Raw genomic sequence first — 25,124 nt, 5'->3', positions numbered from 1 at the left:
AGCATGAAAGATCCTCAATCATTGTGTCTTCAGCAGGGAATCAAAGAGAGGATAGCAACCATAGCGGCAATAGCCGATCACTTGCCAGGAGTGGTGGTGGTCCACAACATCAGGAACAACCTTTCTGTGGAGTATATGTCGGCCAGGGGATTGCAGCAAATCGGGGTCACGCTAGACCAGTTGCAGGAGATGGGCCGGGAGTTCCATTCCCGCTTTTTCAATCCCATAGAGTCCGCAGACTATGTTCCTAAGCTGCTCCATGGCCTGCTTACCAGGAACGACGAAGACGAGATCATCTCCTTTTTCCAACAGGTGCGGTTCCAGGAGCAGGAAGATTGGATGCTGCACCTGAGCACCATCAAGATCTTCATGCGCGACGAGGAAGGCCTCCCGTTGCTCACCATCTCCCTGGCCATCTGCCTGGACCCCATGCACCACATCACCGCCAAGGTTAACCGGCTGCTGGAGGAAAACTCGTTCCTGCGGCTGCATTACCAGAAATTCGCCCAACTGGGCCTCCGGGAGCGCGAGATCCTGAAACACGTCTCCTTAGGGAAAAGCTCCGTGGAAATAGCCGAGGAACTGTTCATCTCAGAGAAAACCGTGAACACGCACCGCCGCAACATCAAAACCAAACTGGGAGCCCATTCGTCATTTGAGCTGTCACAGTACGCGCGGGCCTTTGACTTGATTTAAACCAGCTGACCTTTCGCTGATTTCCCCTCCTTTTTAAGAAAACGCCGTGGAATCGGCTGACAAGCAAGCAGGTGCTTGGAACCAAAGCCCCGTTCCCTGAAGATTACTGTAGATAAGCCAAGGGAGGGTTTGGAAGCCAGGGCTTTTTCCTGAACCATTGGTTTTACAGCAGCCCCCGCGCTTTGAACTCCAGGTATTTGTTGATGGCGTTCACGGTGAGCTGGTCGGGTGGGGTTAAGATGGAATGGATGCCGTGCGCAGTGAATTCCTTCACAATCTGGCGCTTCTCATAGGCGAATTTCTCCGCCATGGCTTTAAGATAAATCTCCTCCAGGTCCTGGGCCGGTTTGGCGAGCAAGTCATTGGTTTCTGTGTTCTCGAAGAAAACCACCAGCACCAGGTGGTGCCGGGCCAGTTTGCGCAGATACGGCAATTGGCGCTGGGCCCCGTTGAGCGTCTCAAAGTTGGTGAACAGCAGCAGCAGGCTGCGCTGCTTTATCTTGCTCCGCACGGTCACGTACAGCCGCTGGAAATCCGTTTCCTGGAACTTGGTGGTCTGGTGGTAGAGCACCTCCAGAATCTTCTGCAACTGGGAAGTTCGGCGCTCGGCGGGCAACACAGAACTGATTTGGTCAGAGAAGGTGATCAGGCCCGCTTTGTCTTCCTTGCGCAGCGCCACATTAGATAACACCAGGGTGGCGTTGATGGCGTAGTCCAGCAGGCTCAGGCCGGCAAAAGGCATTTCCATGACCCTCCCCTTGTCTATGAGGCAATATACCTGCTGTGCTTTCTCGTCCTGGTAATGGTTCACCATCAGTTCGGCTTTGCGCGCCGAGGCTTTCCAGTTGACGGTGCGCGGGTCATCGCCGGGCACGTAGGACCTGATCTGCTCAAACTCGGCGCTGTGCCCCACCTTGCGCATTTTTTTGATGCCCATGGCTGAAAGGTGCTGCGAGGCGGCCAACAATTCATACTGCCGCATCTGAATAAACGACGGGTACACCGCCACCTCCTGCCCCTGCCCAAACCGGTACCGGCGGCGCGCCAGTTGCAAAGGGCCGTTCACCAACACGTTGGTGGCCCCAAAGGAATACACCCCGCGCCGAACCGGCCGCAACTGGTACTCGATCACGTGCGTCTCGCCGCGGGGCACCTGCACGGCAAAGCTGGCATCGCGCTTCTGGAACTGGAACGGCAATTCCTCCAGCACCTCCAGCCGTACCGGGAAGGCATAATGGTTCTCTACGTACAGGTACACCGGGTTCTCGCTACCGTTGGAGAGTTTCTCCTGCATACTGCGGGAGGCCATGATCCCCTGCCGGGGCTGGAACAAGGCCACCAAGTCCAACAGCACGCACAGCACCAGCACCCCCAACAGCACCTTCACCAGAAACAGGAACGCCGGGAAAAAGAAGGACAGCACAAACAAGCCCACCACCGCAGAGACGGCGTAGAAAAAGTACCTGGTGAAATAGAGGCGGTGGAAGAAGGCTATCAGGGCTTTCAGGTGAACGGCGTTTTAGGGTTGATTCAGGGAAAACGGGTTAAAAACAGGCTGGATGTTTCAGCTTGGCAGTAGAGGTTTATTGCTCTTTGAGACGCCTTGTCCTACCCCTTTGAAGGGGCACGGAATGCGTATCTATTGATGTAAGGCATGTCTGCCGATTCAAGGGGAAAAGAGCAAAATATGCAGCGAAGCGGATCATCGTTACCGGGGCACCTCAATCTTCTGGATAATCTGTTTGATTACATCATCTGGGGTAGCGCCTTCCATCTCCCGTTCCGGGGTAAGCAAGATCCGGTGCCGCAGTACCGCCGGGGCCAGTTCCTGCACGTCTTCGGGGGTCACGAACGAGCGGTTACGCAGGGCGGCCAGGGCTTTGGCGCTGCTCAGCAAAGCCAGTGAAGCCCGCGGGGAAGCCCCCAGGTACAGCGACTTGTTCGCCCGGGTCTGCACCACCAGTTGGGCAATATACTCCAGCACGTTGGCCGCCACATGTACCCCTTGCACCTGCTCCCGCAAGGCGGAGATTTGAGCGGCAGAAAGTACGGGCTGCACCTGCTCCAGGCCCTGCTGCGCCGACGGCCGGTGGTGGTGTACGCCCAGAATGGCCACTTCTTCCTCTAATGACGGGTACTGCACCAGAACCTTGAACATGAACCGGTCCAGTTGGGCCTCGGGCAGCCGGTAGGTTCCCTCCTGCTCAATGGGGTTTTGGGTAGCCAGCACCATGAACGGGGCATCCAGGTTGTACTGGGTACCGTCATGGGTGATCTGCTGCTCTTCCATCACCTCAAACAACGAGGCCTGCGTTTTAGCCGGGGCGCGGTTGATCTCGTCAATCAGAACGATGTTGGAGAAGATGGGCCCCTGCTTGAACTGAAACGTGGCCGTACCCGGGTGGAACACAGAAGTGCCCAGCACGTCAGAGGGCATGAGGTCTGGGGTGAACTGGATGCGGCTAAAATCTACGGCCAGGGTGCGGGCCAGCAGTTTGGCGGTCAAGGTCTTGGCAATACCCGGCACCCCTTCAATGAGCACGTGCCCTTCGGCCAGCAGGGCCACCAGCAACAGTTCTATCAAGGCTTCCTGCCCAATGATCCGTTTGCGGAGCTCGTTCTTGATCTGCTCTACAGCTTCTTGCAAGGCCGAGAAATTGGCCGTGGGCTTCAAGTCTAACGCGGTGTCTTCTTGTGGTTCCATATAGTAGGTTAGCGGCTGGCTTGCCGGTAAAAGCTTTCCAAATGTTTGTTCAGTTGCCACAAGGGCTGTTCTTTCAGGCGGTCAACCGCACGGGCGTAGTGGATGAGGCGGAACAGCTCGGCCACGGCCGATAGCGCAACCCCAGACTTGGCCGCTACCCGCTCCTGCAGTTCTTCGTCCAGCACGTTGGTGGTCTCATGGTAGTGCAGGCGCAGGTACTCCAGAAAGTAGTTGATCTTCTTTTCGGCAATGACGCCGTGGTCACGGTAGTTAAAATACAGGTTGCCCATGACACGCACAAACTCCAGGGTGGTGTTGCGGGGTTTCTCCCAGACCGGAATAATACGCTGGGTGCGCTTGCTCTCAAACAGCACAAACAACAGCAACCCAGCCAGCGTGATGTAATACGCCCAGGCCAGCGGCTCATGGCTCAGCAACACCCGGAACACCGATTTGTCCCCCACCGGTCCCTGCTTCTGGTATTCATCCCACCAGACGGCCTGCACCGGCAAATGAGACAGCGCCTGGGAGGCGTAGGCGGTCTGCGTAGGGGCAGGGACGTGGTAATTGGTGAAGGCCATAGGCGCTGAGTGCAGAAAGAAACTGCCCTTCCCGAAGGGGATCTGCACGAAGTTGGCGTCACCGGTGGTGTTCTGCCCCAGCACACGCGCCTGGGTGCCGGCCTTTATGACCAGCGTGTGGTTCACCTTGGCCCAGGCATAGAGCACGGGTTTGTTTTTCTGCAATTGCGGGTGGGTGAAGGTGAGCCCCAGCGCCTCCCCTTTGTCCTTGGGCGAGGTTTCCGTGGTGAAGCCCAGGGTATCCTGCAGCCGACGGGAAAAGGAATGGGCACTGATGAACGCGTTATTCCCTTTACCCACAAACGTCAGTAGGGCCCGCAGGTCCAGCGAGTCTACCCGGAAAGAGGCGTTCACAAACACGTAATTGGTGGGTTGTTTTTGGGAAGCCTCCTCTTCTACCTGGTTCATCACCGGCAACCGCACGGGCGTCACCGGCTGGCCGGGGAACAGGTCGGGCAGCAGGTCAAAGAGTACGTAGGTGCCGTACGGAATCTTGTCTTTGTTGGAAAAGGTCTCTTTCCAGTCAATAGGTTTGGGCCGGTAATACTCCACCACCACAAAACCGGTGAAGAGCACCCCTAGCAGCAGGGCGTAGAAGCGGTATCCTTTCATGCTGCTTTTGGTAAAGAACCGTTGAAATCATGGAACAACCGCCGCACCGCCTCAAAGGTGGGCTGGTCAACCCCTGCCCCACCGTACCACACGTACTCAAAGGACTGGGTAAGACGCTCAAAGGGCTTCCGGTAAGGGCCCTGGGGAATCTCAGAGACGTAGCTCCGGTTCGTTTTCCCGGGCCTCCAGTCAATGAGGCCCTGGTCGGTGAGGGCTTTGAGGGTACGCAGGTAGTGGAGCCGCACGGCCCGCCGGTAATCGCCCTGCGCCTCGGCCTCTTCCAGAAGGGTCTGGAAGTCTATCTCATGGATGTTCTCGCGGTAGGTCTCATAGGCCAGCGCGGCAGGGGCGGCCTTGCGCCCTAGAAGGCCGGTGAAATCCACCTGCAACAGCTTGAGCACCACAAATACCGTGGTCCCGATGGCGATGGCGTATACTACGTATTTCCAGAAACCTTGGTAAGAAGTACCCGCCAGCAGGTTAGACAGGAATTTCCCAATCCGGCGCCAGAAACGCTCCCAGAGCGATCTGTCTGGCCTGACATCCTGTTGGTACTGGAACTCCCGTTTCTCCCGGAGGGCTTGCAGCCGCTGCGGGTTTGGGTGGCGCACCTCTAAACGAGGTGGTGCGGCCGAAGATGGTACCGGCACCACCGCCCCCGTGGCGAAGGCCAGGAAACTGCCCCAGAACAGCAGCAGGAAGATGAGAATGGTGGACCGCACGTTTTACGCCTGGTTTTGGGGAATGTCTGAAAATCCGCTGGCCGGGCCGCCTATCTGGTTTACCTTCTCCAGCAGGCCCAGCCCGTCTTTGCGCTCCACCAGGTCAAAATACAGGAACCCGATGGCGGTAATGGCAATCACGTACAAGACCAGGCCTACAATAGTGGTGAAGGAACTGGCCAGAATCAGGAGCAGGTCGCTTTCGCCGCCGGGCAGGTGCAGAATCCGGAATACGTATACCACCAGGGCGGGCAAGGAGGCGGCAAACCCAATGATGCCCTGCAGCATGAACGTGATCAACAGAAACCCAAAGCTGGCCCACCACCGGCCCTTGACCAGATGGAAGCAGCGTTCCAGGGCATCCAGGAAATTGACTTCCTCGGCCAGCATGACCACCGCGAACAAACTCAAGGGCACCATCACGTAAATACCCGGCAGCACCAACAGCAAGGCAGCCACGCCGCAAATCACTGCGGCGCCCACCGCAGAATACAGCAAGGGAATGAAGTTCCCCTTGATACGTTCCCAGATAGCAACATTTTCCACCTTTCCGCCCTGGGCCAGGTACTCCAGCATGTAGGTATACACCGTGATACACAGCAGCACCAAGCTGACCAGGGTAAAGAAAATACTTACCCAATAATGGCCAGAGTTTATGGTAGAAGCAAAGGCATAAGCCCCCAGAGAACCATACCGCACATTCCCTGACAGTTCTGCCAGCTGGGTACTCTGGTAAATACCCGAGAAGATACCCGCCAGAAGCGCGAAGGGCACCACGTACAGCAGAATACAGCGGGCGAGCGGTCTGTAGTTCTGCCGCAGAAACGCAAAGGTGGCGTTCAGTTTCTGCCCCAGGTCCCGCTCTTCGCGCAACTCAATCAACTGGTCTTTCATCAGATGCTTTGGCCTGCAGCCAATAAGGGTAATAGATAAAGTAAAACACAATGAGCGCGGCAGACCCCAGAATGATGGACAGGCTGGCGTACAGCGGCATATCAGTGTGGCGGGTCACAAAACCTTCCAGGAAGCCGGCCATAATGAAGATGGGCACCAGCCCCACCACTATCTTGAGGCCGTCTTTGGCCCCGCGCCGGAAAGACTCCATCCGGGAGAAGGTCTTGGGGAAGAGCAGGCTGTTGCCCATCACAAAGCCCGCGCAACCGGCAATCACAATAGCGGAGATCTCCAGGGTGCCATGGATCCAGATGGTAAGCACCGAGGTGGCCAAGATCCCCTGTTTATAGAAAAAATACTGGAATGCACCCAGCATGATGCCGTTTTGCAGCAGGATCCAGAAGGTACCCACAGACAGCAGCGCCCCCATGACAAAGGCGGTGAAGGCTACTTTGATGTTGTTAATGGTGATCATCAGGAACATGCTGGTCTCCCCGGTCTGCTTGTAGACGGCCATGGGATCACCTTTCCTGATGTTGGCCAGGGTCTGGTTCACGTAATTGTCGCCCAGAATGAGGCGCACAAACGTGTCATCCTGCGAGGCCGAGATAGCGCCTATGAAACAGGCGGCCAGGAAAATCAGGAAGGAGAAGAACAGCTGCCGGTGGTACTGCAGAAACAGCAAGGGCAGCTCCTGTTTCCAGAAAAGCACAAAGCGGTTGCCTTTCTCTTTCTTATTGCGGTAAATGGCCTGGTGCACCTTGCCCGTGAGGGTGTTGAGGTACTCGGTATTGTCTGACTGGGGGTAGAAGGTGCGGGCGAACGAGAGGTCGTCGGTGAGCTCAATGAACCGGTTGGCCAGTTCATCTGGGTTGGCCGTGGGCTCTGTAGCGTACCGTTTCCATTTTTGGGCGTTCTGTTTGATGAAAGCGGCCTCGCGCATGCCTCGTGCTTTTGTGTTCTTCCAAATATATCTAACTTAGAGAAGTAATTAAAGCAGATTCCCTTTTAAATGGACACCCTCAAGATCAGGACCACGCAGAACGTGGAGGTGGAGTACCCCATTGCCAGCGTAGGCGACCGCATACTGGCGTATCTGATTGATGCCGTGGTATGTTTCGGGTGGATGTTGATTTGCATTCTGGCCTTTGTCACGCTGCTGGCCCCTTCTTCACCCAGTACCACCACCATCGTGGTAGCCGTGGTAGCAGCCATGCTGCCCTACCTGTTCTACGACCTACTCTGTGAGATCTTCATGAACGGACAGACCTTGGGCAAAAGGGCCAAAGATATCAAAGTGATCAAGCTCAATGGCCAATCGCCCAGCGTGGGAGACTATCTGCTGCGGTGGGTTTTCCGGATTATTGATATCACCTTTTACGGCATTGTGGCCATTGCCTCCATCGTGATCACGGGCAAGGGACAACGCCTGGGCGACCTGGCCGCCGGCACCAGCGTGATCAAAACCACGACCGTGAAAAGACGCAACCCCTTTCAGGTGCAACTAGAGGAAGACTACCAGTTGGTGTTCCCTGAGGTGGCCGCCCTCTCAGACCAGGACATGGCCCTCATGCGCAAGCTTCTGGCCAAGGCCATAGAGCACCAGAACGAGGCTCTCCTCTCTAGCATCGCAGACCGCGCCAAACAGGTCATGGGCGTACAAACCCACCTGACCGACCGTGATTTCCTGAAAACCGTCATCAAAGATTACCACCACCTCACGGCAGGCATGGAGGCCTAAGCCACATTCCCGTTTTTCACCCGTTTTGGGGAAAGAAGCCTAAAAGCGGCGGCGCATTGCCATTTTCAACCCTTCTGACCTGGTGGAAGAAGCCAGCCTTTCAAGGTTTATTTTGCGCCCTAGTTGAACAGCAGCGGCGTCTGAAGTTTGTTTCTTGGAAAACAGGCTTCAAACGCCGCTGGTTATTTCTGCAGAAAAATGGTGGGTACCGCCTACATTTTAGTGCTCCAGCCGGAACCACTCATACGCCGCGGTGGCCCCCTGTGGGCCTTTGGCAAGAAGCCCTACCCGCACACCCCGGTCCCAGGGGGGCAGAAAATCCCCGTTGATGGGGTTTCCCTCCTGGAGGGGCGTCCAGGTGGACCCGTCTGTGCTCCAGGCGAAGCGCAGTTGGTCGCCTTTGGTAGTAGTGAGTTTGAAGTAAAGCAGGTCAGCTGGCGGGGCCGCTACTTTGGCGTGTACTGTTTCCTTGCCGTCTTTCACCGACCAGAGGGAAATCTCCTGGTTCTGCACCCAAACCCCCACCGCATTCCTGGGATCTCCTATCGCGGCCAGGCCGGCCGCCACCCCACTGCCCAGCTGCCGCTGGTGCAGGGCAGCCGTAGCGGTATAGTCCGCCTCTACGGTGCGTTTGCCCAAGACCGTTCCCACCTTCTCTGGCGAGGCCTGCAAGACCAAACGCCCGCCCTGCCCCGATTGCAGGGTATATTTTGGCTGCTGCTCCACAAACCACTGCCAGGTAGGAGCCAGTTGGCGCGTAGTGAATTCATCCCGGATGTCCAGTTCGTCTTTGGCGTTGGTACGGTAAGGAGCCAGCGCCGTCACGGAAGGGGCATTCCCCTGGAAGGTGGGCCACCCGTCGGTTCCCCAGATGACCTCGTCCAGCAGCCCCTGCCGGCCCGGGTATACCGTAGCATTGGCGCTGTAGGCGTGGTAGAGGAAAAAGTCGCGGCCTTTCTCATCGGTGACCACAGTGCCGTGGCCCGGACAGGCCCAGGTCTCGTTTTTCTTCATGATGGGGTTTTTAGGGTCCTTCTCCCAGGGCCCCCGCAGGTCTTTGGCCCGGGCTACGCCTACGCCATAGGTGCAGGCGCGGCCGCAGCAGGCATCGCCGGCGTAAAAGAGGTAGTAGTAGCCGTTGCGCTTCACCAGGGCCGGGCCTTCCACCAGGCCGCCTTCCCAGGTACCCTTCTCATTCCGGAAGAGCTCAAACTTCTCGCCGGTGAGGGCGGTTCTTCCCTCGTTCATGCGCTGGCCCCAGAGCGGGGTGGGCTTGCCTACGCTGTTGCCATCTTCTTTCCAGATGAGGTACAGCTCGCCTTTTTCATCCCTGATGGGGAAACCGTCAATAGAACCCACTTCCTGGCACACCAGGGGGCCATGGTCGGTGTAGGGACCGGTGGCTTTGGTGGCGCTGGCCACGCCTACGCACAGGTTGCCGCCTTTCTTTTTGGCGGTGTAGTAGATATAGTACTTGCCGTTGTCATAGGAGATCTCCGGTGCCCAGAAGTGCGCCTCGGCCCAACCGGGCGATTTATCGGGGAACACATGGCCCACCGTTTCCCAGTCTACCAGGTTGGTGGAGTGCAGAATGGGGAACAGGGGCGCCCACTCAGAAGAGGTGGCCGTGGCCCAGTAGTCTTTGCCCACGCGCACCACAGAAGGGTCTGCGTAGTCGCCGGGCATGACGGGGTTTCGGAAGGTGACGGCCTGGGTAGTAGTGGCGGCGGGAGTGCCGGAAGTTGTCTGAGAAATGGTGCCCCGGTCTACCTGGCAGGAGAAGGCCAGCGAACAGACCAGCAGGAAAAAGGAGATCCGGTTCATAGTTCCATTCATCTGGCGTGTCTGTTTTCCTGAAGGTTTACCGGCAGCTTGTGCTGTACCATAACCTAGTACCATCTTTGAATCCGTTCCAGGTTTACTTTTTAAAAATAGGGTTTTATGCAGACTTTGTTTATCAAGTCGCCAATAATTTACCACTAGAGGAGCTCTAGCTTTCCTAATTTTGAATTGCTTTAGTGACTCACTTCACCCTCAAGATAAGTTAAAGAAGCAAGCAGAGATGGGCCAAAGAGGAGGTTTTACCATGCTGATGGGGCTTATCAAATAAAAGCAGGAAAGCGCTTAGAGAAGGGCTTCATTCCGGTAGATGAAAAAGGTAACTAACCCCGCCTATCTCTTTTCTTCCTGGATCTAGAAAACAGGCGGGAAACGCCCTTCTTGTAGCTGAGGCCCGGAGCTGTTTTACCAGAAAACCAAGCCAGGAAGCATAGTCGCTGGTTCGCAGAAACCAAAGCGGCCCGCCAGGAAACCCGTCTCTTTGGGTTCTCCTGGCGGGCCGCTGGGTATTTTCCGTTTCCCGGGCTATTCTCAAAAATGGCCCGGAAACAAAGGGTCAGACTTCTGCCTGCGATTTACTTGATCTGGAACAGGCTGTTCTGGGGCGTGGTGTGCTGCTGGTCCATGAGCGCTTCCATTTCCTTTACTTTCTGGACATTGCTGGCTGCCAGATCCTGTTTCTCACCCAGGTCTTTGTCCAGGCGGTACAGTTCGGTGCGGGTGGGGCGGCCGTCTTTGTAGAACCGGATGGCCTTCCAGTCGCCCTTCCTGACGGCCTGCTTGAAGCCGCCTTCACCGAACTCCCAGTACAGCACCTCGTGCTGCTTTTTCATTTTCTTGCCCAACAGGTCTGGCAGGAACGACAGTCCGTCTATTCCGGCCGGCGTGGGGGCACCCGCCAGGGCAGCGAAGGTGGGCAAGATGTCCCAGAAGGCGCCTAGATAGGTACTGGTGGTTCCGGGTTTTACGTGCCCCTTCCAGGAAACCAGGAACGGCACCCGGATGCCTCCTTCGTACAGGTCCCGCTTCACCCCGCGCAACAGGCCGCTGCTCTGGAATACCTGCATAGCATCTTCCATCTTTCTTCCTCCTTCCACGTGGGTTCCGTTATCACTGGTGAAGATGACCAGGGTGTTCTCTGTGAGGCCGCGCTCCTCTAGCTTCCGCAGGATTTGCCCCACGTAGTCGTCAATGCTGGTGACCATGGCGGCGTAGGCGGCCTTGGGGAAGGGCTGCGCCCGGTAGTGCTGGCCCGCAGGGTGGGCTTTCTCTGGCGCGAACACGCTTTGGCCTTCAGCGGTGAGGTACGGCTGCAGGTACCGGTCCGGCACGCGCAACTCAGCATGGGGCAAGGTGTAGGAAACGTACAGGAAAAACGGGCTCTTTTGCTGGTCGTCCACAAACCGCAGGGCCTCCTGGGTGAACAGTTCATTCAGGTAGACGTCTTTGGCCACCGCTATTCTCTGGGATTTCCCCTCGCGCAGCGTCCACAGCGAGTCTGCCTGCTGGAAATGGCCTTCCAGGTGGTGCAGGTGCCCGGTGAAGAAATCCCAGCCCTGCTTCTCAGGGGCGCCCGTTGTTCCTTTGAGGCCTAAGCCCCATTTGCCCACCATGCCCGTGCGGTAGCCGCTTTTCTGGAGGAGTATGGGGAGCGATGCTTCCGTGGGGGGCAGGGGTACTTCGCCATTGCCCCTGATGTAGGTGTGCCCGGTGTGCTGCCCCGTCATAAGTGCCGCCCGCGAAGGAGCGCACACCGTGGAACCGGCATAGAACTGGGTGTAGCGCCTTCCGCCCGCGGCCAGTTGGTCCAGGTGAGGGGTCTTGATCTTGGTTTGGCCGTAGCTGCCCAGGTCGCCATACCCCATGTCATCGGCTAAGATGAAAATGATGTTCGGCTTGACGTAGGAGCTCTTCTTGCCCTGGGCCAGGGTTTGGGTCCCGTTTCCTAAAAATGACCCGCAAAACAGAAACAGGGCGAGGCAGAGCTGGGGCATTTGGAGGTGAAAGGTGCGCATATATGAAAGAATAGGCGGTAAGACAAGGAAAGGGCAGCAGGCAATTTACCCATAGTCAGAAAAGCAGGTGGCCAGAGTTGGAAACTGTGTTTTACCGGCGTTTTCTGTGAAACAGGGGCAAAACAGAAATCCATCTACTGCCAATACTACTCCAAACCCAATGGCAGCGCTTTGCTGCTTAGAGCTATTTACTTATAGTAAAAAAGAAATGCACTACATTTTCTCCTTTTTTTTAAAAGTTTAGGCAATTAAATAAAAATATTATAAACTTACTCGCTTAAATCAAAAAGATTCATCAGGCCTTTTACCTGGTAAGTTCTTAAGCCTTAGGCAAGGAACCCAACGGCTAGCGAAAAGGAGTCAATGAGAGTCTTTCTATAAGTTACCACAGGGGCGAGCCTCTGGTTATGCACGTTCATTCTATTTCACGCCCATACACCCACGGCAGGCGCTCCCTGCTTTCTAACAAACACTCTTTATCTCACCCCTTACCCCATGCGTAAATTTCTCACCCTCTTTTTTGCCCTCTCCTGGCTTAGTGGCGCATATGCCCAACAATTGCCTCCAGAGGTAGTCACCCCTGAGATTGTCTCTTTGAATCGAATGCCCATGCGGGCGGCCTCGTTCGCCTTTGAAAACCGGAAACTGGCCGAGCAACGCCAAAAAGAAAAGTCAGACTACTTCCTCACCCTCAACGGAACCTGGAAATTCAACTGGGTGCAAGACCCCAGGAAACGCCCTACTGACTTCTACAAGACCGGCTTCAATGACACTGGCTGGGATAACTTCCAGGTGCCTGCCAACTGGGAGGTGAACGGGTATGGCCTGCCCATCTATGTAAACCAACCCACGGAATTTGCCGGCCATGCCAAACGGGCCGGTAAGCTGAACCCTCCGCATGACATACCGGAAGACAACAACCCGGTAGGCTCTTACCGCAAGAAATTCACCCTGCCGCAAAGCTGGAACGGCCGTCAGGTGTTCATCCACCTGGGGGCGGTGAAATCAGCGTTCTATATCTGGGTAAACGGCGAGAAAGTAGGCTACAGCGAAGACAGCAAGCTGGCCGCGGAGTTTGACATCACCCCGTACGTGAAACCCGGCGAAAACCTGGTGGCCCTGCAGGTGTACCGCTGGAGCGATGCCAGCTATCTGGAGTCGCAGGACATGTGGCGCATCTCCGGCATTGAGCGGGACGTGTACCTCTACGCCACACCCAAGCTGGACATCCGGGACTTCAAAGCGGTGGCCACCCTTGACCCCACCTACACTCACGGTGTTTTTAATCTGACCACTGAGATCAACAACTACAAGATAGACCAGAAGACCCTGCACAGCAAAGCAGACACCTTCGCCGTGGAAATTGAGTTGGTAGACGCCGCGGGCAAATCTGTCTTCACCGACAAGGCCCAGGGCCGCGTGTTGGGTAACTACAAGACGGACGTGACCTTCAGCAAGACCGTGCCTAACGTGAAGACCTGGTCTGCGGAGCTGCCCTACCTCTACACCCTGTACATCACCCTGAAAGACAAGAAAGGCCAGGTAGTGCAGGTGGTGCCCCAACGGCTCGGGTTCCGGTCAGTAGAGATCAAAGACAAGAACTTCCTGGTGAACGGCAAGCGCGTTTTCCTGAAGGGCGTGAACCGCCACGAGCACAACGCCACCAAAGGCCACACCCTCAGCCGCGAAGACATGCGCAAAGACATGGAGATGATGAAGAAGCTGAACGTGAACGCCGTCCGGCACTCCCATTACCCGCCGCACCCGTACTGGATGGAACTCTGCGATGAGTATGGCCTCTACGTGGTGGAGGAAGCCAACATTGAGTCGCACGCCATTGGCTATGACCTGCAGTACACCCTGGGCAACAAGAAAGAATGGCGCAACGCCCACTTTGAGCGTATTGCCCGCATGTACGCCCGTAGCAAGAACTACACCTCGGTGGTGACCTGGTCCCTGGGCAACGAGGCCGGCAACGGCGTGAACTTCTACGAGGCCTATGACTGGCTCAAGAAGCAGGATTACCGCCCGGTGCAGTATGAACGGGCCGAGTGGGACTACAACACCGATATGATCGTGCCGCAGTACCCCCACCCTAACTGGATGGTCAAATACGCCCAGAGCAACCCAGACCGCCCGCTCATCATGAGTGAATACGCCCACATCATGGGCAACAGCCTGGGCAACTTCCAGGAGTACTGGGACGTGATTGAGTCGCAGCCCAACCTGCAGGGAGGCTTTATCTGGGAATGGATAGACCAGGCCATTGACACCGTGAAAAACGGCAAGCGCATCATGGCCTACGGCGGAGACTTCCCCTTGAGCGGACCGGTAGACGAGAACATCAGTGACAACAACTTCAGCGTGAAAGGCGTGGTCACGGCCCACCGGCAATTGACCCCCATGGCCATTGAGGTGAAGAAAGTCTACCAGCACATCAAGACCAAACACACCGGAAACCACCAACTGGAGGTAAGGAACGGCTACTTCTTCCGAGACCTGGGTAATTTCCAGCTGCACTGGGAACTGGTGGAGAACGGCAAGGTGGTGGAGAAGGGCGTGGTGCAGGAATTAAAGGCAGCCCCGCAGCAGAGCATGACCCTGGCGCTGCCTATCAAAAGAAGCCAGAAACCAGGCCATGAGTATTTCCTGAACGTGCGCTACCGCCTGAAACAGGCAGAGCCCTTCTTAGACAAAGGCTACGAGCAGGCCGCGGAGCAGTTCTCCCTGAGCCCAACCATTGCTCCTTTCACCGCCACGGCGGGCAAAGGCAACCTGCAGGTAGCTGAGAAAGACGGCAAGGTGGTACTGACCGGAAAAGACTTTACCATCACCTTTGACCAAACCACCGGCACCCTGAGCAGCTACGTATTAAAGGGCCAGCCTCTGCTGCTGCAAGGACCGTCCCCTTCTTTCTGGCGCGCGCCTACTGACAATGACATTGGGGCCCGGTTCAACCAGTCTATGCGCATGTGGCGCAACGCCTATGACGGCGGCAAACTGGTGAAGGCCACGCACAGCAAAACCCCACAGGGATACCAGGTCACTTTTGAAAAAGAGCTGGTAAACGGAGATGCCCTCACCCAGCAGGTGTTCACCGTGCACCCAGACGGCACCGTGAAGGTAGACAACCAGATCAAGCCTATCAAAGGCAACCACAAGCTGCTCTTGCGCGTGGGCAACGACCTGCAGATAGACAAAGCGCTGGACAACATCCAGTGGTACGGCCGCGGCCCCTGGGAGAACTACTGGGACAGAAAGACTGCCTCCTTTGTGGGCCAGTACCAGCAGCACCTGAATGAGCAGTATTTCCCGTACGCCCGTCCGCAGGAAAGCGGGAACAAATCTGACGTGCGCTGGGCAACGTTCACAAACAAGAAAGGCGATGGCCTCAGAATAGAGTTCGCGGATAGCCTGCTCAACTTCTCGGCGGTGCCCTATAGTTTAGATGACTTAGACCCGGAGCAGGAAAAGAAACAGTACCACTCCGGCGAGCTGGTGAAGCGCGACCGCACCTACCTGCACATTGATTTGCAGCAAACGGGCATGCAGGGCATTGACAGCTGGGGCAGCCAGCCTTTAGAAGAGTACCGCCTGCCCTACAAAGCCCACCAATACAGCTACTGGATCAAGCCGTTGCGGTAACACCCTCCAGCACTTTCCTTATTCTAATTTATTCAAAGGCCGAGGTAGAAGACCTACCTCGGCCTTTTTGTGCCGTTCCCTCAAAAGCAGGCCTGAAACAGGCAGTTACTTAAGCATACCTCTGCACATAAGTACTTCCGCTTCATCCTCTACCCACCAACTGTCTGCTGCTGGGCTTTCTTTTAGATAAACACATACTTTTCACCCGGCTACCTCATCATAAGACCTGCAAATCGCTCTTTTTACGTAATCGATTACATATTGCGCCAGTGGAGGCAGAATCAAGAAGACCAGAACTGTTTAGAAACTGATTTTGAGAAATCGCCGCCAAAACCCTGCTTTCATGCTAGCCGTCCCAAGCAACTAGGTGATCTATGGCTGAAATTTGTGATTTTCATAATTCACTTCCTCGGAAACACGATAGGAATTGGGATTTATATTTTTATATATTTACGTAATCGATTACGTAGCATGAGCAGAACCACCATCCATGACATTGCCAGGGAGCTGAAGACATCTGCGGCTACGGTATCGCGCGCGCTCAATGACCACCCTTCCATCAGTACTGCTACCAAGGAAAGCATCCGGAAGGCGGCCCAGAGGCTGAATTACCGCCAGAACCGCACGGCCTCTTCATTGCGGTCAGGCAAGACGTTTGTGGTGGGCGTGATTGTGCCCAGCGTGCAGATCAGCTTCTTCGGTTCGGTGATCCACGGCATTGAGCAGGTGATCAAAAACCAGGGCTACAACGTGCTGCTGTTCCAGACCAATGAACAGTATGAAGACGAGGTACAGGGTGTGCAAACGCTGCTGCAGTCAAACGTAGACGGCATTATTGCTTCTATTTCCAAGGAAACCATTAAATACGACCACTTTCTGGAAGTCAAGCACCGGAACATTCCCCTGGTTCTGTTTGACCGTTCCATTGATGAGCTGGAAGTGCCGGCCGTGGTGATAGACGACTACAAAGGAGCCTTCATGGCCACGGAACACCTGATTCAGCAAGGCTACAAACGTATCGCGCACATCTCGGGGCCTCAGCACATCCGCATCTTCCATGAACGGCTGCGCGGCTACGTAGATGCCTTGAAAGCGTACGGCCACCAGGTAGACGGCGACCTGATCACCTACGGCAAACTGTCCATTGACAGCGGCCGGGCCTGCACCCAGCACCTGCTCCGCCTGGCCCACCCACCAGATGCCATTTTCGCGGTAGAGGATTTCTCGGCTTTGGGCGCTTTACAAGTTATAAAGGAGTCTCCCTGGTCCCAACCCGGCCAGATTGGCTTGGTAGGGTTTGCCAACGAGGCTTTCAGTGCCTACATCACCCCCAGCCTCACCACCATTGACCAGCAGACCGCGCTGATGGGACAGGAAGCCGCTACCATCTTCATGAACCTGCGGCAGGAGGAAAGCAACCCGACCGGCCCTCCGCAGAAGATCGTGCTGGAGCCGACCCTGGTGGTGCGGCAATCTTCGCTTAAGAGGCAGGAAACCATTGATTAAAAAATTTAGCGGCTACCTGCCTTCAAAATAGATAAAATACTCACCAAAAAAGATAACTTCACCTTTTGCACTTACGCTAATTTGCACTTACTCTAACCTAACTAACAAACTGAAACACCTCTACTATGGGCCTAACAACCATTGACTACATTGTCTTCCTCACCTACTTCTTCATCGTGTCGGGGTACGGGTATTGGATTTACCGGCAGCGGGAAACCAAGAAAATGGATTCCAAAGAGTACTTCCTGGCGGAGGGTTCCCTTACCTGGTGGGCTATTGGGGCTTCCTTGATCGCCTCCAACATCTCGGCCGAGCAGTTCATAGGCATGTCCGGCTCGGGCTTTGCCATGGGACTGGCCATCTCTACTTATGAATGGATGGCGGCGGCCACGCTGATTGTGGTAGCCGTGTTCTTCATTCCTATTTACCTCAAGAACAAGATCTACACCATGCCGCAGTTCCTGTCGCACCGCTACAATGACGCGGTGAGTACGATCATGGCGGCTTTCTGGCTTCTGGTGTACGTGTTTGTGAACCTTTCCTCTATCCTGTACCTGGGGGCGCTGGCCATCCAGACCATCACAGGCATTGACTTCTATTACTGCATGTACGGTTGCGCCATCTTCGCCATTTTCATCACCCTGGGCGGTATGAAGGTGATTGGCTACACAGACGTGATTCAGGTGTTTGTATTGGTGTTGGGGGGCTTGGCTACCACGTATCTGGCCCTGGACCTGGTTTCGCAGCAATTGGGCGGCTCCGGCGCCTGGGACGGACTGGTGCACTTGCGCCAACAGGCCGGTGACCACTTCTCCATGATCCTTTCTGAGGGCGAGATCATGATCCCCAACGGCGAAGGCGGTACCCGTGACGCGTACATGGACTTACCCGGCCTTTCTGTGCTGATTGGCGGGATGTGGATTGTGAACCTGAACTACTGGGGCTGTAACCAGTACATCACGCAGCGGGCCCTGGGCGCCGACTTGAAGACGGCCCGTACCGGTCTTTTGTTTGCCGCTTTCCTGAAACTGATGATGCCTATCATTGTGGTATTGCCCGGTATTGCGGCGTACGTTCTGCACAAGAACGGCATGTTCCAGGCCGAGATGGCCAACGAACTGGGCCACGTGAAACCAGACCATGCCTACCCGGTTCTACTGAACCTGCTGCCCAGCGGTCTGAAGGGCCTTTCCTTCGCGGCCCTTACGGCTGCCATTGTGGCCTCTCTGGCCGGTAAAGCCAACAGTATCTCCACTATCTTCACCCTTGATATTTACCGCAAGTACTTCAACAAGAACGCCTCTGAGACCAGATTGGTAGCATTTGGAAAGTTAACCGTGGTGGTTTCCTTTATCATTGCCGTGTTGGTAGCCCCGGTGTTGCGTAACCTGGACCAGGCGTTCCAGTACATCCAGGAATACACCGGCTTTATCTCGCCAGGTGTGTTCGCTATCTTCGTGCTGGGCTTCTTCTGGAAGCGTACCACCTCTCCCGCAGCCTTGACCGCCGCCGTCCTGACCATTCCGCTTTCTACGTTCCTCAAGTTCATGTTCCCTGAGATTCCGTTCCTGGACCGGATGGGCATCGTGTTCGTGGTCTGCGTGCTTTTGATGGTGATCATCACCCTGCTGGATCCTAAGAGCAAGCACAACCCCAAAGGGCTGGAGATCGACTCTACCATGTTCAAGACGACCACCGGGTTTGCCGTGGGTTCCATCATTATCTGCGGTATTCTGGCGGCCCTTTATATCGCCTTCTGGTAGAAGTACCCATCAAAAGAAACTTGTTTACGTTTACCCTAAAGGCATAGCATTTCTACAGTGCTATGCCTTTAGCCCTTAACACCCCATCAACCATGGTAGAAGACATTGTATCTAAATTCAAGCAACTGTACAGAAGTGAGCCCATTGTGGTCCGGTCCCCGGGCCGGGTAAACCTCATTGGCGAGCACACCGATTATAACGAGGGCTTCGTGCTGCCGGCGGCCATCAACAAAGAGATCTATTTCGCCATTGCGCCCAACGGAACCCAAACCATGCGCGCCCACGCCTATGACCTGGAGGAAAGCGCTGACTTCAGCCTGGAGAACGTGCAGCGTTCTCAGATTGGCTGGGCCAATTACCTGCTGGGCGTGGTGGCGCAGCTGCAGAAGGCAGGCCACCAAGTAAAAGGCTTTGACGTAGTATTTGGCGGCAATATTCCCATTGGGGCCGGGCTTTCCTCTTCGGCGGCCGTGGAATGCGGGTTGGCCTATGGCCTGGACTACCTGTTCGCCTACAACATTGAGAAATTCACGCTGGTGAAGATGGCCCAGAAGGCCGAGCACGAGTATGCTTTGGTGATGTGCGGCATCATGGACCAGTTCGCCAGCATGTACGGCAAACGCAACCACGTGGTAAAACTGGACTGCCGCTCTCTGGAGTACCAGTACTACCCGTTTGACATGGCCGACTACCGCATTGTGCTCTGTGACACACAGGTAAAGCATTCCCTGGCCTCTTCTGAGTACAACACCCGCCGGCAGGAGTGCGAGACCGGCGTAGCGCTGCTGCAGAAACATTACCCCGAGGTACACAGCCTGCGGGATGCCACCTTAGATATGCTGGCGCAGCACCAGGCGGAGTTTGACCCGGTGGTGTACCGCCGCTGCACCTACGTGGTGCAGGAGAACCTGCGCGTAGAGGAAGCCTGCCAAGACCTGGAACGCGGTGATATGACGGCGTTTGGGCAGAAGATGTTCGCCTCGCACCAGGGCCTGCAGCATGACTACGAGGTAAGTTGCCCAGAACTGGATTTCCTGGCTGATTTGGCCAAGAAGTCTGATGCCGTGCTGGGCGCCCGTATGATGGGCGGCGGGTTTGGCGGCTGCACCATCAACCTGGTGAAACTAGCCCAGTTGGAAGAATTCACCCGCCAGATGACCCAGGCCTACCAACAGCAATTCAACATCACCCTCAAGACATACGTGGCAGAGATTGTGGACGGCACCCGTCTGGTTCCTATTGACTTCTCTAAAAAGAAGGCTTAAACCCAGCCCCATTCTCACCACCCTTACCTCAGAAAACTATGAGTACATTTGATATCACCGAACACTCGCACCGCCGCTTCAACCCTTTGCTGGGCGAGTGGGTGCTGGTGTCGCCGCACCGTTCCAAGCGCCCCTGGCAGGGACAGCAGGAGACTACAGAGAAAGACACCCGCCCTGAATATGACCCTGGCTGCTACCTCTGCCCCACCAACGTGCGCGCCAACGGCGAGACAAACCCAGACTACCCGTCTACCTTCGTGTTCGTGAACGACTTTGCGGCGTTGCAGGCCGAGAGCCCCGCCGGTTCATTTACCAAACAAGGCTTGTTGCAGGCCCAGAGCGAGCGCGGCATCTGCAAGGTGATCTGCTTCTCGCCGCGCCATGACCTCACCCTCTCTGACATGGAGACCTCTGAGATCAGGAAAGTGGTAGACCTGTGGCAGGAGCAGTATCTGGAACTGGGCGCCCTGGACTACATCAGCTACGTGCAAATCTTTGAGAACAAAGGCAGCGTGATGGGCAGCAGCAATCCGCACCCCCACGGCCAGATCTGGGCCCAAAGCTCGGTACCCGGTGAGCCCGCCAAGGAAACCGAGCAGCAGGAAGCCTATTTCCAGCAGAACGGCCGCAGCCTGCTCTCTGATTACCTGGCCATAGAACTGGAAGAGAAAACTCGTCTGGTAGTGGAGAACGAGCACTTTGTGGCCTTGATCCCGTTCTGGGCGGTGTGGCCGTTTGAGACCATTATTATCCCCCGCCGGCACTTCGGGCACTTGGGCCAGATCACTGACGAAGAGAAAGACGCTTATGCGGACATCATGAAACGGCTCTCCTCGGTGTATGACAAGCTTTTTGATACCTCGTTCCCGTATTCCGCGGGTATCCACCAAAGCCCCACCGACGGAAAGGACTACCCGGGCTGGCACCTGCACATGCACTTCTACCCGCCCCTGCTGCGCTCCGCCACGGTGAAGAAGTTCATGGTAGGCTACGAGCTCCTGGGCGATCCGCAACGGGACATCACTCCCGAGAGCGCCGCTGAGCGCCTCAGAGGCTTGCTGTAACGTTGGCGATTTAGCGGCAGTTTTTGGCAAAACAGCCACTAAACACCGTTTGGTTAATTTACTGTCATTAAGAAACCGGCCCCAGAACATCTTCTGCTCTGAGGCCGGTTTTTTCTTCTCCCTCTGCCTCATGGGCCTGCCCAGGTCTTCCGCCCGGCCAAACCTTTATCGGCTAAAACCAGAGCAACTTCTTTTAGCTTTAGTTCTCTAAAAACAGCGGAAAAACGCTTGAGCAGCAGTTGCGGCAATTTGTAAACGGGATACTGACTAATAGTGCAAAGTGGGCCGCTGTCTAAGCGGGATTAGGCAGCCGTTTTCTTTGCTATTACTATGGTATGTATTTCTTTGCTGCTTTTCGTTTTCAAGTAATCTTTGCGCACTATGTGAAGCACGCTAAACTGGTTCTTTCCCAGTAGAGTCTTCAGGTCAGCCAGAGCATGGTAATAGAAATAGACCCTGTCGCCGCTACTTCCCACCTGAAACCCCGATTTACTGGGATCGCCTTCCACAAAACTCAGATACAGTACCCCATCCTCTAAAAGCAAATTGGAAGCATCTGCCAATAGTTTGGCAGCATCTGCTGGAGATAGATATGGCAAACAGAATCCACAGATGATGCCATGATAGGTTGAATCAAGCTCAGCCAGCCGCCTGCCATCCATCACTTTGAAACTCGCTGTAGGGTTGTTGCTTTGCGCGAGCTGGATCATGTTGGGCGCTACATCTATTCCGAGTACCTGGAAGGTGGGATCTTTAGACAAAAGGTACCTGGTGATGTTGCCGGGCCCACAACCCACATCTACTATTCTTGCCTGGTCATGGGTGATGGCTTCGCAAAAGAGATCATACGTGTCATCATACAAGGCCAGGTCCATGAATTTGGCTTGATAGGCTGAAGCCACCTTATTCCAGGTTTCAAAGGTCTCTTTGTACTTGCCCATTTCGCTCTAGTCGTGGTAGCAGCAGATAACTTTTGGCAGTTCCTTCTTGCAAGCTGCCTTACCTATGCTGGTCCAGCAGAATAACATTTCCGTCTGGGTCGGTTAACATGAGGCTGGCCGGACCGGAAGTATTTTCGTCCGCTTCAGTGGTCAACGACAGGCCTTTGTTTTTAAGCTGCTTTTGAATTTCCCTGATGTCATCAAACTCCTCCAGGTTCTGGCCGTTTTCGTCCCAACCTGGATTGAACGATAGCATATTGCCTTCAAACATTCCCTGAAACAAGCCGATAAGGGCGTTCCCATTTTTCATGATGAGGTAGTTTCGCTTGATGTCTCCCGCGAAGGCGGTAAAACCCAGGTTTTCATAAAACTCCTTGGAAGCGTTAATGTCCTTTACACTAAGGCTTACTGAAAATGCCCCTAATTTCATATGGTCTGATTTTTATTTGGTGTACTTATGTAGGCTAGAAATACATGTATTAATTAAAGGTAACGTTCTAGTATAAACGGCGGGTGGGACTGTCGGCCGAAGGCTGGCGTTTTCACGTTGTTGGCAATTGTCCTTTTTACTTTTTCTTGAATATTATGAATTGCTTTAAAACAGGGCCAATGTAGTTCTTGTCAAGCGATATTGTCCTGATGTCCAGTTCTATTTTATTTTTTATCGGGTCATTCCATTGTCCGTCCCAGCAACAGTAGAATTCTAAATCTTCCTTGTCGGTCCGCTCATTTATGAATTCCAGTAGCTTAGTCGGTGACTTTTTGTTGTCCTGCTCATCTGGATTATCGAATTCATCCGAGTCGAATACCAATCCACATGAGCAATTTGTATCTGAACCGATATAATAGAGGAATGGGTTCTTAAACTTTGGCCGAATACCTTTTTCTTCCTCTTCTGATAGCTCCTCAAAGTATATATCCGTTTCATTTGGCACGAATTTGCCTACTTCTTGCTTCTCTGTTGTTCCTATGTATACAGAATAACACATTTATTTTATTTCTATGAATTTCGGCTATCGTACTTGTGTAAACGGTGACGAGGCCGTTGGCCGCTGCTGGCGTTTACATGTGATTAGCTGCTGCTTTTCTTTATAAGTACTGTTTCCGTTGAGTGCATGAGCCATTGCTCCTGTCCGTCGAAGTAGTTTTTCTCATACTCATACCTGACGTTTATTCCATAGTCTTGCTTCCCAAGAGCCTCTAGGCATTCTTTTGCCCATTCCCTCACTTTTATCCAGTCGCTGTGAGTTTTGACGCCTTCCCAGAAATCTAGATGTTCTTGCCCAGAGCGTTCGTCGAAGAAAGCCTCAATGGAATCAAGTTGAGATTCTTGCTCATGGTTAATTAAGCCATACTTCAGGTATTGTTCCTTTTGAAGAATGTAATAATTCTCAAAATCAAGGGCAAGTTCGTCTCCAGTGTCCCCTCCTCCAATATATTCTTTCTGGTAGTCGGCAGGTAACGATAGCACAATTAAATGCTTTATCAATTCGTCAAATAGCTTACGAACTAGCTCTTCCTCTTCTGACATTTGATTTTATATAAGTTGTACCTCAACGGACTCGTGTAAACAACGTGCGAAGCCGTCGGCCGACGCATGATGTTTATACAATGTTGGGCGGAGTAATTCTTTAAAAGTATTTCTTGAGACTCTGCAAATATTGTTTTGTGTAATTTCTTTTAAACTTGGAATCCATCAATACAAAAAGACGGGTTATCAAATCATGATTATTAGTACCAGCTTGAGGAGACCAAAATGAAAAGTCGTTAGTGGTAGAATCATTTTGCCACTTTCCTTTTACCGTTATTCCATCGTTTCCAAATGATATTCTATGAGCTGTTACTTTTTTGCCATTCCTAACAGTTTCATAAGTCCCTAATGTATCGATGCTTCCTTTAAACTTAAATTCGTAGCTAGATAGAAAGCCCGACAATGTTTTCATTTCTTCTTTATCCACCGACTTTTTTTCTTGCTTTAAAATTGAGCCATCTTTCTCTAAAGTCTGGAGTATAATGGTCGAATGTTTACCAAGTTCTGTAATTGTCAAGATACTATGCTTGGCAAAGGATGGCTCAAAACTTATTGTGAGTTCCTTTTTTTGAGCTTTAACAGCAAAGCTTAAGAAAATAAGTACAATAATTAAAAACTGATTTTTCATAAATCTTATTACGCATAATTGTTAGTATAAAAAGCGTGCAAAGCCGTCGGCCGAAGCATGATTTTTATACAATGTTATGTGGCGTTATTTTTTCATTTAACAACCACGGGCGTAATACCATACATTAGGCTCCCCGTTGTCATCTACTATTTTAACCCAGCCCTCCAGTTCATAATCAATTATTTCTTTCTCGCCCAAGTCGCTTGTGCATGGGTGCTCCTTGAATTTTTTCACTTTGACCTTGACCCATAAACCCTTACTTTGTGTAGTCGGGGTAATCTCAAACAGGTCGCCTTTTAGTTTTTTCAGGACTTTCCCATTGACAGAAGGCGCGTCCCTCAGGTTAAGTCCAGGGTCATTGGCGTAAAAACCTAGTACCTGCCCAGCATTGGCCGATAAATACTTCTGCCACTCTGTTACCTTGAATTTATTAGCGACAATCTCCTTTTCACTAATCCAGTAATTGTCCGATTTGTCTAAAACCCGTATGAATCCGTCTCTTCTCTCAAAATACTTAATTGCCCAAACCTCTGAATCAATTTGCTCAAAAAATGAAAGGTCTAATTTTTTTGCGGCTTTGTCAGAGTTGAGGAGAAGGTAAATCCTGTAAGGTGCCTGGTCTCCCGTGTTTTCCTTTACTTTCCTTGTCAGCTTTCCAATTTTGTCTCCATTCGGGTTGCTGTAGACCGTAAATCCGTCTTTTGGTGCGTAGATACAGCATATTTCTGGACTGTCCGTTGAAAGAGGTAAAATCAGTCCGCTCTGTTTTGTTTGTCCAAAACAAATAGTGGTTAGAAAGGAAAGACCAAGAATAGAATACAGTCTCAATTTTATTTTTTTAATGCCACATAACTTCTATATAACTCCCCTAAGCGGCTTCCTTTTTCAGTTCAAAGAGCCTCCGCTCTAGGTATATTATCTTCGCCTGCCTGTACTTTTTCTGATAGGCAGTCAGCTCAACAGGGCTGAACTCCTGC

21 protein-coding genes are annotated in these 25,124 nt (G+C 53.6%); 7 read left to right on the top strand and 14 right to left on the bottom strand.

The genetic code is table 11. The features are described 5' to 3' along the window. Nucleotides 1–3 precede the first annotated feature (3 nt). Nucleotides 4–696, top strand: a complete 693-nt coding sequence (locus FOE74_RS21645) for a helix-turn-helix domain-containing protein (protein WP_149100500.1) — start codon at nucleotides 4–6, stop codon at nucleotides 694–696. A gap of 163 nt (nucleotides 697–859) precedes the next feature. On the opposite strand, the gene FOE74_RS20405 is transcribed toward FOE74_RS21645, so the two are convergent. The 6 genes from FOE74_RS20405 to FOE74_RS20380 all read right to left on the bottom strand — a co-directional run bounded on the left by FOE74_RS20405 (nucleotide 860) and on the right by FOE74_RS20380 (nucleotide 7,152). Then, on the bottom strand, nucleotides 860–2,134 hold the full coding sequence (locus tag FOE74_RS20405) for a DUF58 domain-containing protein (protein WP_225840913.1): 1,275 nt from the start codon (nucleotides 2,132–2,134) through the stop codon (nucleotides 860–862). 270 nt (nucleotides 2,135–2,404) lie between these two features. Beyond that, nucleotides 2,405–3,400: an AAA family ATPase gene (locus FOE74_RS20400; protein WP_149100498.1), complete on the bottom strand. Its 996-nt coding sequence runs from the start codon at nucleotides 3,398–3,400 to the stop codon at nucleotides 2,405–2,407. A gap of 8 nt (nucleotides 3,401–3,408) precedes the next feature. Beyond that, on the bottom strand, nucleotides 3,409–4,593 hold the full coding sequence (locus FOE74_RS20395; RefSeq protein WP_149100497.1) for a DUF4350 domain-containing protein: 1,185 nt from the start codon (nucleotides 4,591–4,593) through the stop codon (nucleotides 3,409–3,411). Further along, entirely contained in the window at nucleotides 4,590–5,315 is a 726-nt protein-coding gene (locus FOE74_RS20390) for a DUF4129 domain-containing protein (RefSeq protein ID WP_149100496.1), read from the bottom strand. Before FOE74_RS20390 ends, FOE74_RS20395 begins: the two co-directional genes overlap by 4 nt. 3 nt (nucleotides 5,316–5,318) lie before the next feature. After that, nucleotides 5,319–6,209 carry a hypothetical protein gene (locus FOE74_RS20385; protein WP_149100495.1) on the bottom strand — a complete coding sequence of 297 codons (891 nt, stop codon included), beginning with the start codon at nucleotides 6,207–6,209 and terminating at the stop codon, nucleotides 5,319–5,321. Then, nucleotides 6,190–7,152, bottom strand: a complete 963-nt coding sequence (locus FOE74_RS20380) for a stage II sporulation protein M (protein WP_149100494.1) — start codon at nucleotides 7,150–7,152, stop codon at nucleotides 6,190–6,192. The genes FOE74_RS20385 and FOE74_RS20380 overlap by 20 nt, the downstream gene beginning before the upstream one ends. A gap of 69 nt (nucleotides 7,153–7,221) precedes the next feature. Here FOE74_RS20380 and FOE74_RS20375 point away from each other — a divergent pair, with 69 nt between their 5' ends. After that, nucleotides 7,222–7,950 carry an RDD family protein gene (locus FOE74_RS20375; RefSeq protein ID WP_149100493.1) on the top strand — a complete coding sequence of 243 codons (729 nt, stop codon included), beginning with the start codon at nucleotides 7,222–7,224 and terminating at the stop codon, nucleotides 7,948–7,950. A gap of 219 nt (nucleotides 7,951–8,169) precedes the next feature. On the opposite strand, the gene FOE74_RS20370 is transcribed toward FOE74_RS20375, so the two are convergent. Both FOE74_RS20370 and FOE74_RS20365 read right to left on the bottom strand, forming a co-directional pair. Continuing rightward, the gene (locus tag FOE74_RS20370; protein ID WP_225840912.1) at nucleotides 8,170–9,786 is read right to left on the bottom strand and encodes a family 43 glycosylhydrolase; all 1,617 of its coding nucleotides are present in this window, start codon (nucleotides 9,784–9,786) and stop codon (nucleotides 8,170–8,172) included. Nucleotides 9,787–10,364: 578 nt separating this feature from the next. Further along, nucleotides 10,365–11,804: an arylsulfatase gene (locus FOE74_RS20365; RefSeq protein ID WP_225840911.1), complete on the bottom strand. Its 1,440-nt coding sequence runs from the start codon at nucleotides 11,802–11,804 to the stop codon at nucleotides 10,365–10,367. Nucleotides 11,805–12,299: 495 nt separating this feature from the next. On the opposite strand from FOE74_RS20365, the gene FOE74_RS20360 reads away from it, so the two are divergent. The 5 genes from FOE74_RS20360 (at nucleotide 12,300) to FOE74_RS20340 (ending at nucleotide 21,047) form a co-directional block, all read left to right on the top strand. Continuing rightward, nucleotides 12,300–15,449 (top strand): glycoside hydrolase family 2 TIM barrel-domain containing protein, encoded by a 3,150-nt coding sequence (locus tag FOE74_RS20360; RefSeq protein WP_149100492.1) that lies wholly within the window; start codon nucleotides 12,300–12,302, stop codon nucleotides 15,447–15,449. Nucleotides 15,450–15,920: 471 nt separating this feature from the next. Continuing rightward, nucleotides 15,921–16,955: a LacI family DNA-binding transcriptional regulator gene (locus FOE74_RS20355; protein WP_149100491.1), complete on the top strand. Its 1,035-nt coding sequence runs from the start codon at nucleotides 15,921–15,923 to the stop codon at nucleotides 16,953–16,955. A 125-nt stretch (nucleotides 16,956–17,080) separates the two neighbouring features. Beyond that, nucleotides 17,081–18,718 carry a sodium/sugar symporter gene (locus FOE74_RS20350; protein WP_149100490.1) on the top strand — a complete coding sequence of 546 codons (1,638 nt, stop codon included), beginning with the start codon at nucleotides 17,081–17,083 and terminating at the stop codon, nucleotides 18,716–18,718. Nucleotides 18,719–18,780: 62 nt separating this feature from the next. After that, the gene (locus tag FOE74_RS20345) at nucleotides 18,781–19,983 is read left to right on the top strand and encodes a galactokinase (protein WP_225840910.1); all 1,203 of its coding nucleotides are present in this window, start codon (nucleotides 18,781–18,783) and stop codon (nucleotides 19,981–19,983) included. A gap of 38 nt (nucleotides 19,984–20,021) precedes the next feature. Continuing rightward, on the top strand, nucleotides 20,022–21,047 hold the full coding sequence (locus FOE74_RS20340) for a UDP-glucose--hexose-1-phosphate uridylyltransferase (protein ID WP_149100489.1): 1,026 nt from the start codon (nucleotides 20,022–20,024) through the stop codon (nucleotides 21,045–21,047). A 302-nt stretch (nucleotides 21,048–21,349) separates the two neighbouring features. Here FOE74_RS20340 and FOE74_RS20335 read toward each other — a convergent pair whose 3' ends face one another. The 6 genes from FOE74_RS20335 to FOE74_RS20310 form a co-directional block, all read right to left on the bottom strand. After that, nucleotides 21,350–21,988 carry a class I SAM-dependent methyltransferase gene (locus FOE74_RS20335; protein WP_149100488.1) on the bottom strand — a complete coding sequence of 213 codons (639 nt, stop codon included), beginning with the start codon at nucleotides 21,986–21,988 and terminating at the stop codon, nucleotides 21,350–21,352. Between the two features lie 58 nt (nucleotides 21,989–22,046). Then, nucleotides 22,047–22,418, bottom strand: a complete 372-nt coding sequence (locus FOE74_RS20330; RefSeq protein WP_149100487.1) for a VOC family protein — start codon at nucleotides 22,416–22,418, stop codon at nucleotides 22,047–22,049. Nucleotides 22,419–22,554: 136 nt separating this feature from the next. Beyond that, on the bottom strand, nucleotides 22,555–22,977 hold the full coding sequence (locus tag FOE74_RS20325; RefSeq protein ID WP_149100486.1) for a hypothetical protein: 423 nt from the start codon (nucleotides 22,975–22,977) through the stop codon (nucleotides 22,555–22,557). An 83-nt stretch (nucleotides 22,978–23,060) separates the two neighbouring features. Continuing rightward, nucleotides 23,061–23,519, bottom strand: a complete 459-nt coding sequence (locus tag FOE74_RS20320; RefSeq protein WP_149100485.1) for a hypothetical protein — start codon at nucleotides 23,517–23,519, stop codon at nucleotides 23,061–23,063. A gap of 100 nt (nucleotides 23,520–23,619) precedes the next feature. Further along, nucleotides 23,620–24,147, bottom strand: coding sequence for a hypothetical protein (locus FOE74_RS20315; RefSeq protein ID WP_149100484.1), 528 nt, complete (start codon nucleotides 24,145–24,147; stop codon nucleotides 23,620–23,622). 96 nt (nucleotides 24,148–24,243) lie between these two features. Next, the gene (locus FOE74_RS20310; protein WP_149100483.1) at nucleotides 24,244–24,975 is read right to left on the bottom strand and encodes a hypothetical protein; all 732 of its coding nucleotides are present in this window, start codon (nucleotides 24,973–24,975) and stop codon (nucleotides 24,244–24,246) included. Between the last annotated feature and the right edge of the window lie 149 nt (nucleotides 24,976–25,124).

Source organism: Rufibacter glacialis, assembly GCF_008271745.1.
Lineage (GTDB): Bacteria > Bacteroidota > Bacteroidia > Cytophagales > Hymenobacteraceae > Nibribacter > Nibribacter glacialis.
Note: the sequence above shows the minus strand (reverse complement) of the source record. Positions and strands in the feature narration are given on the sequence as shown.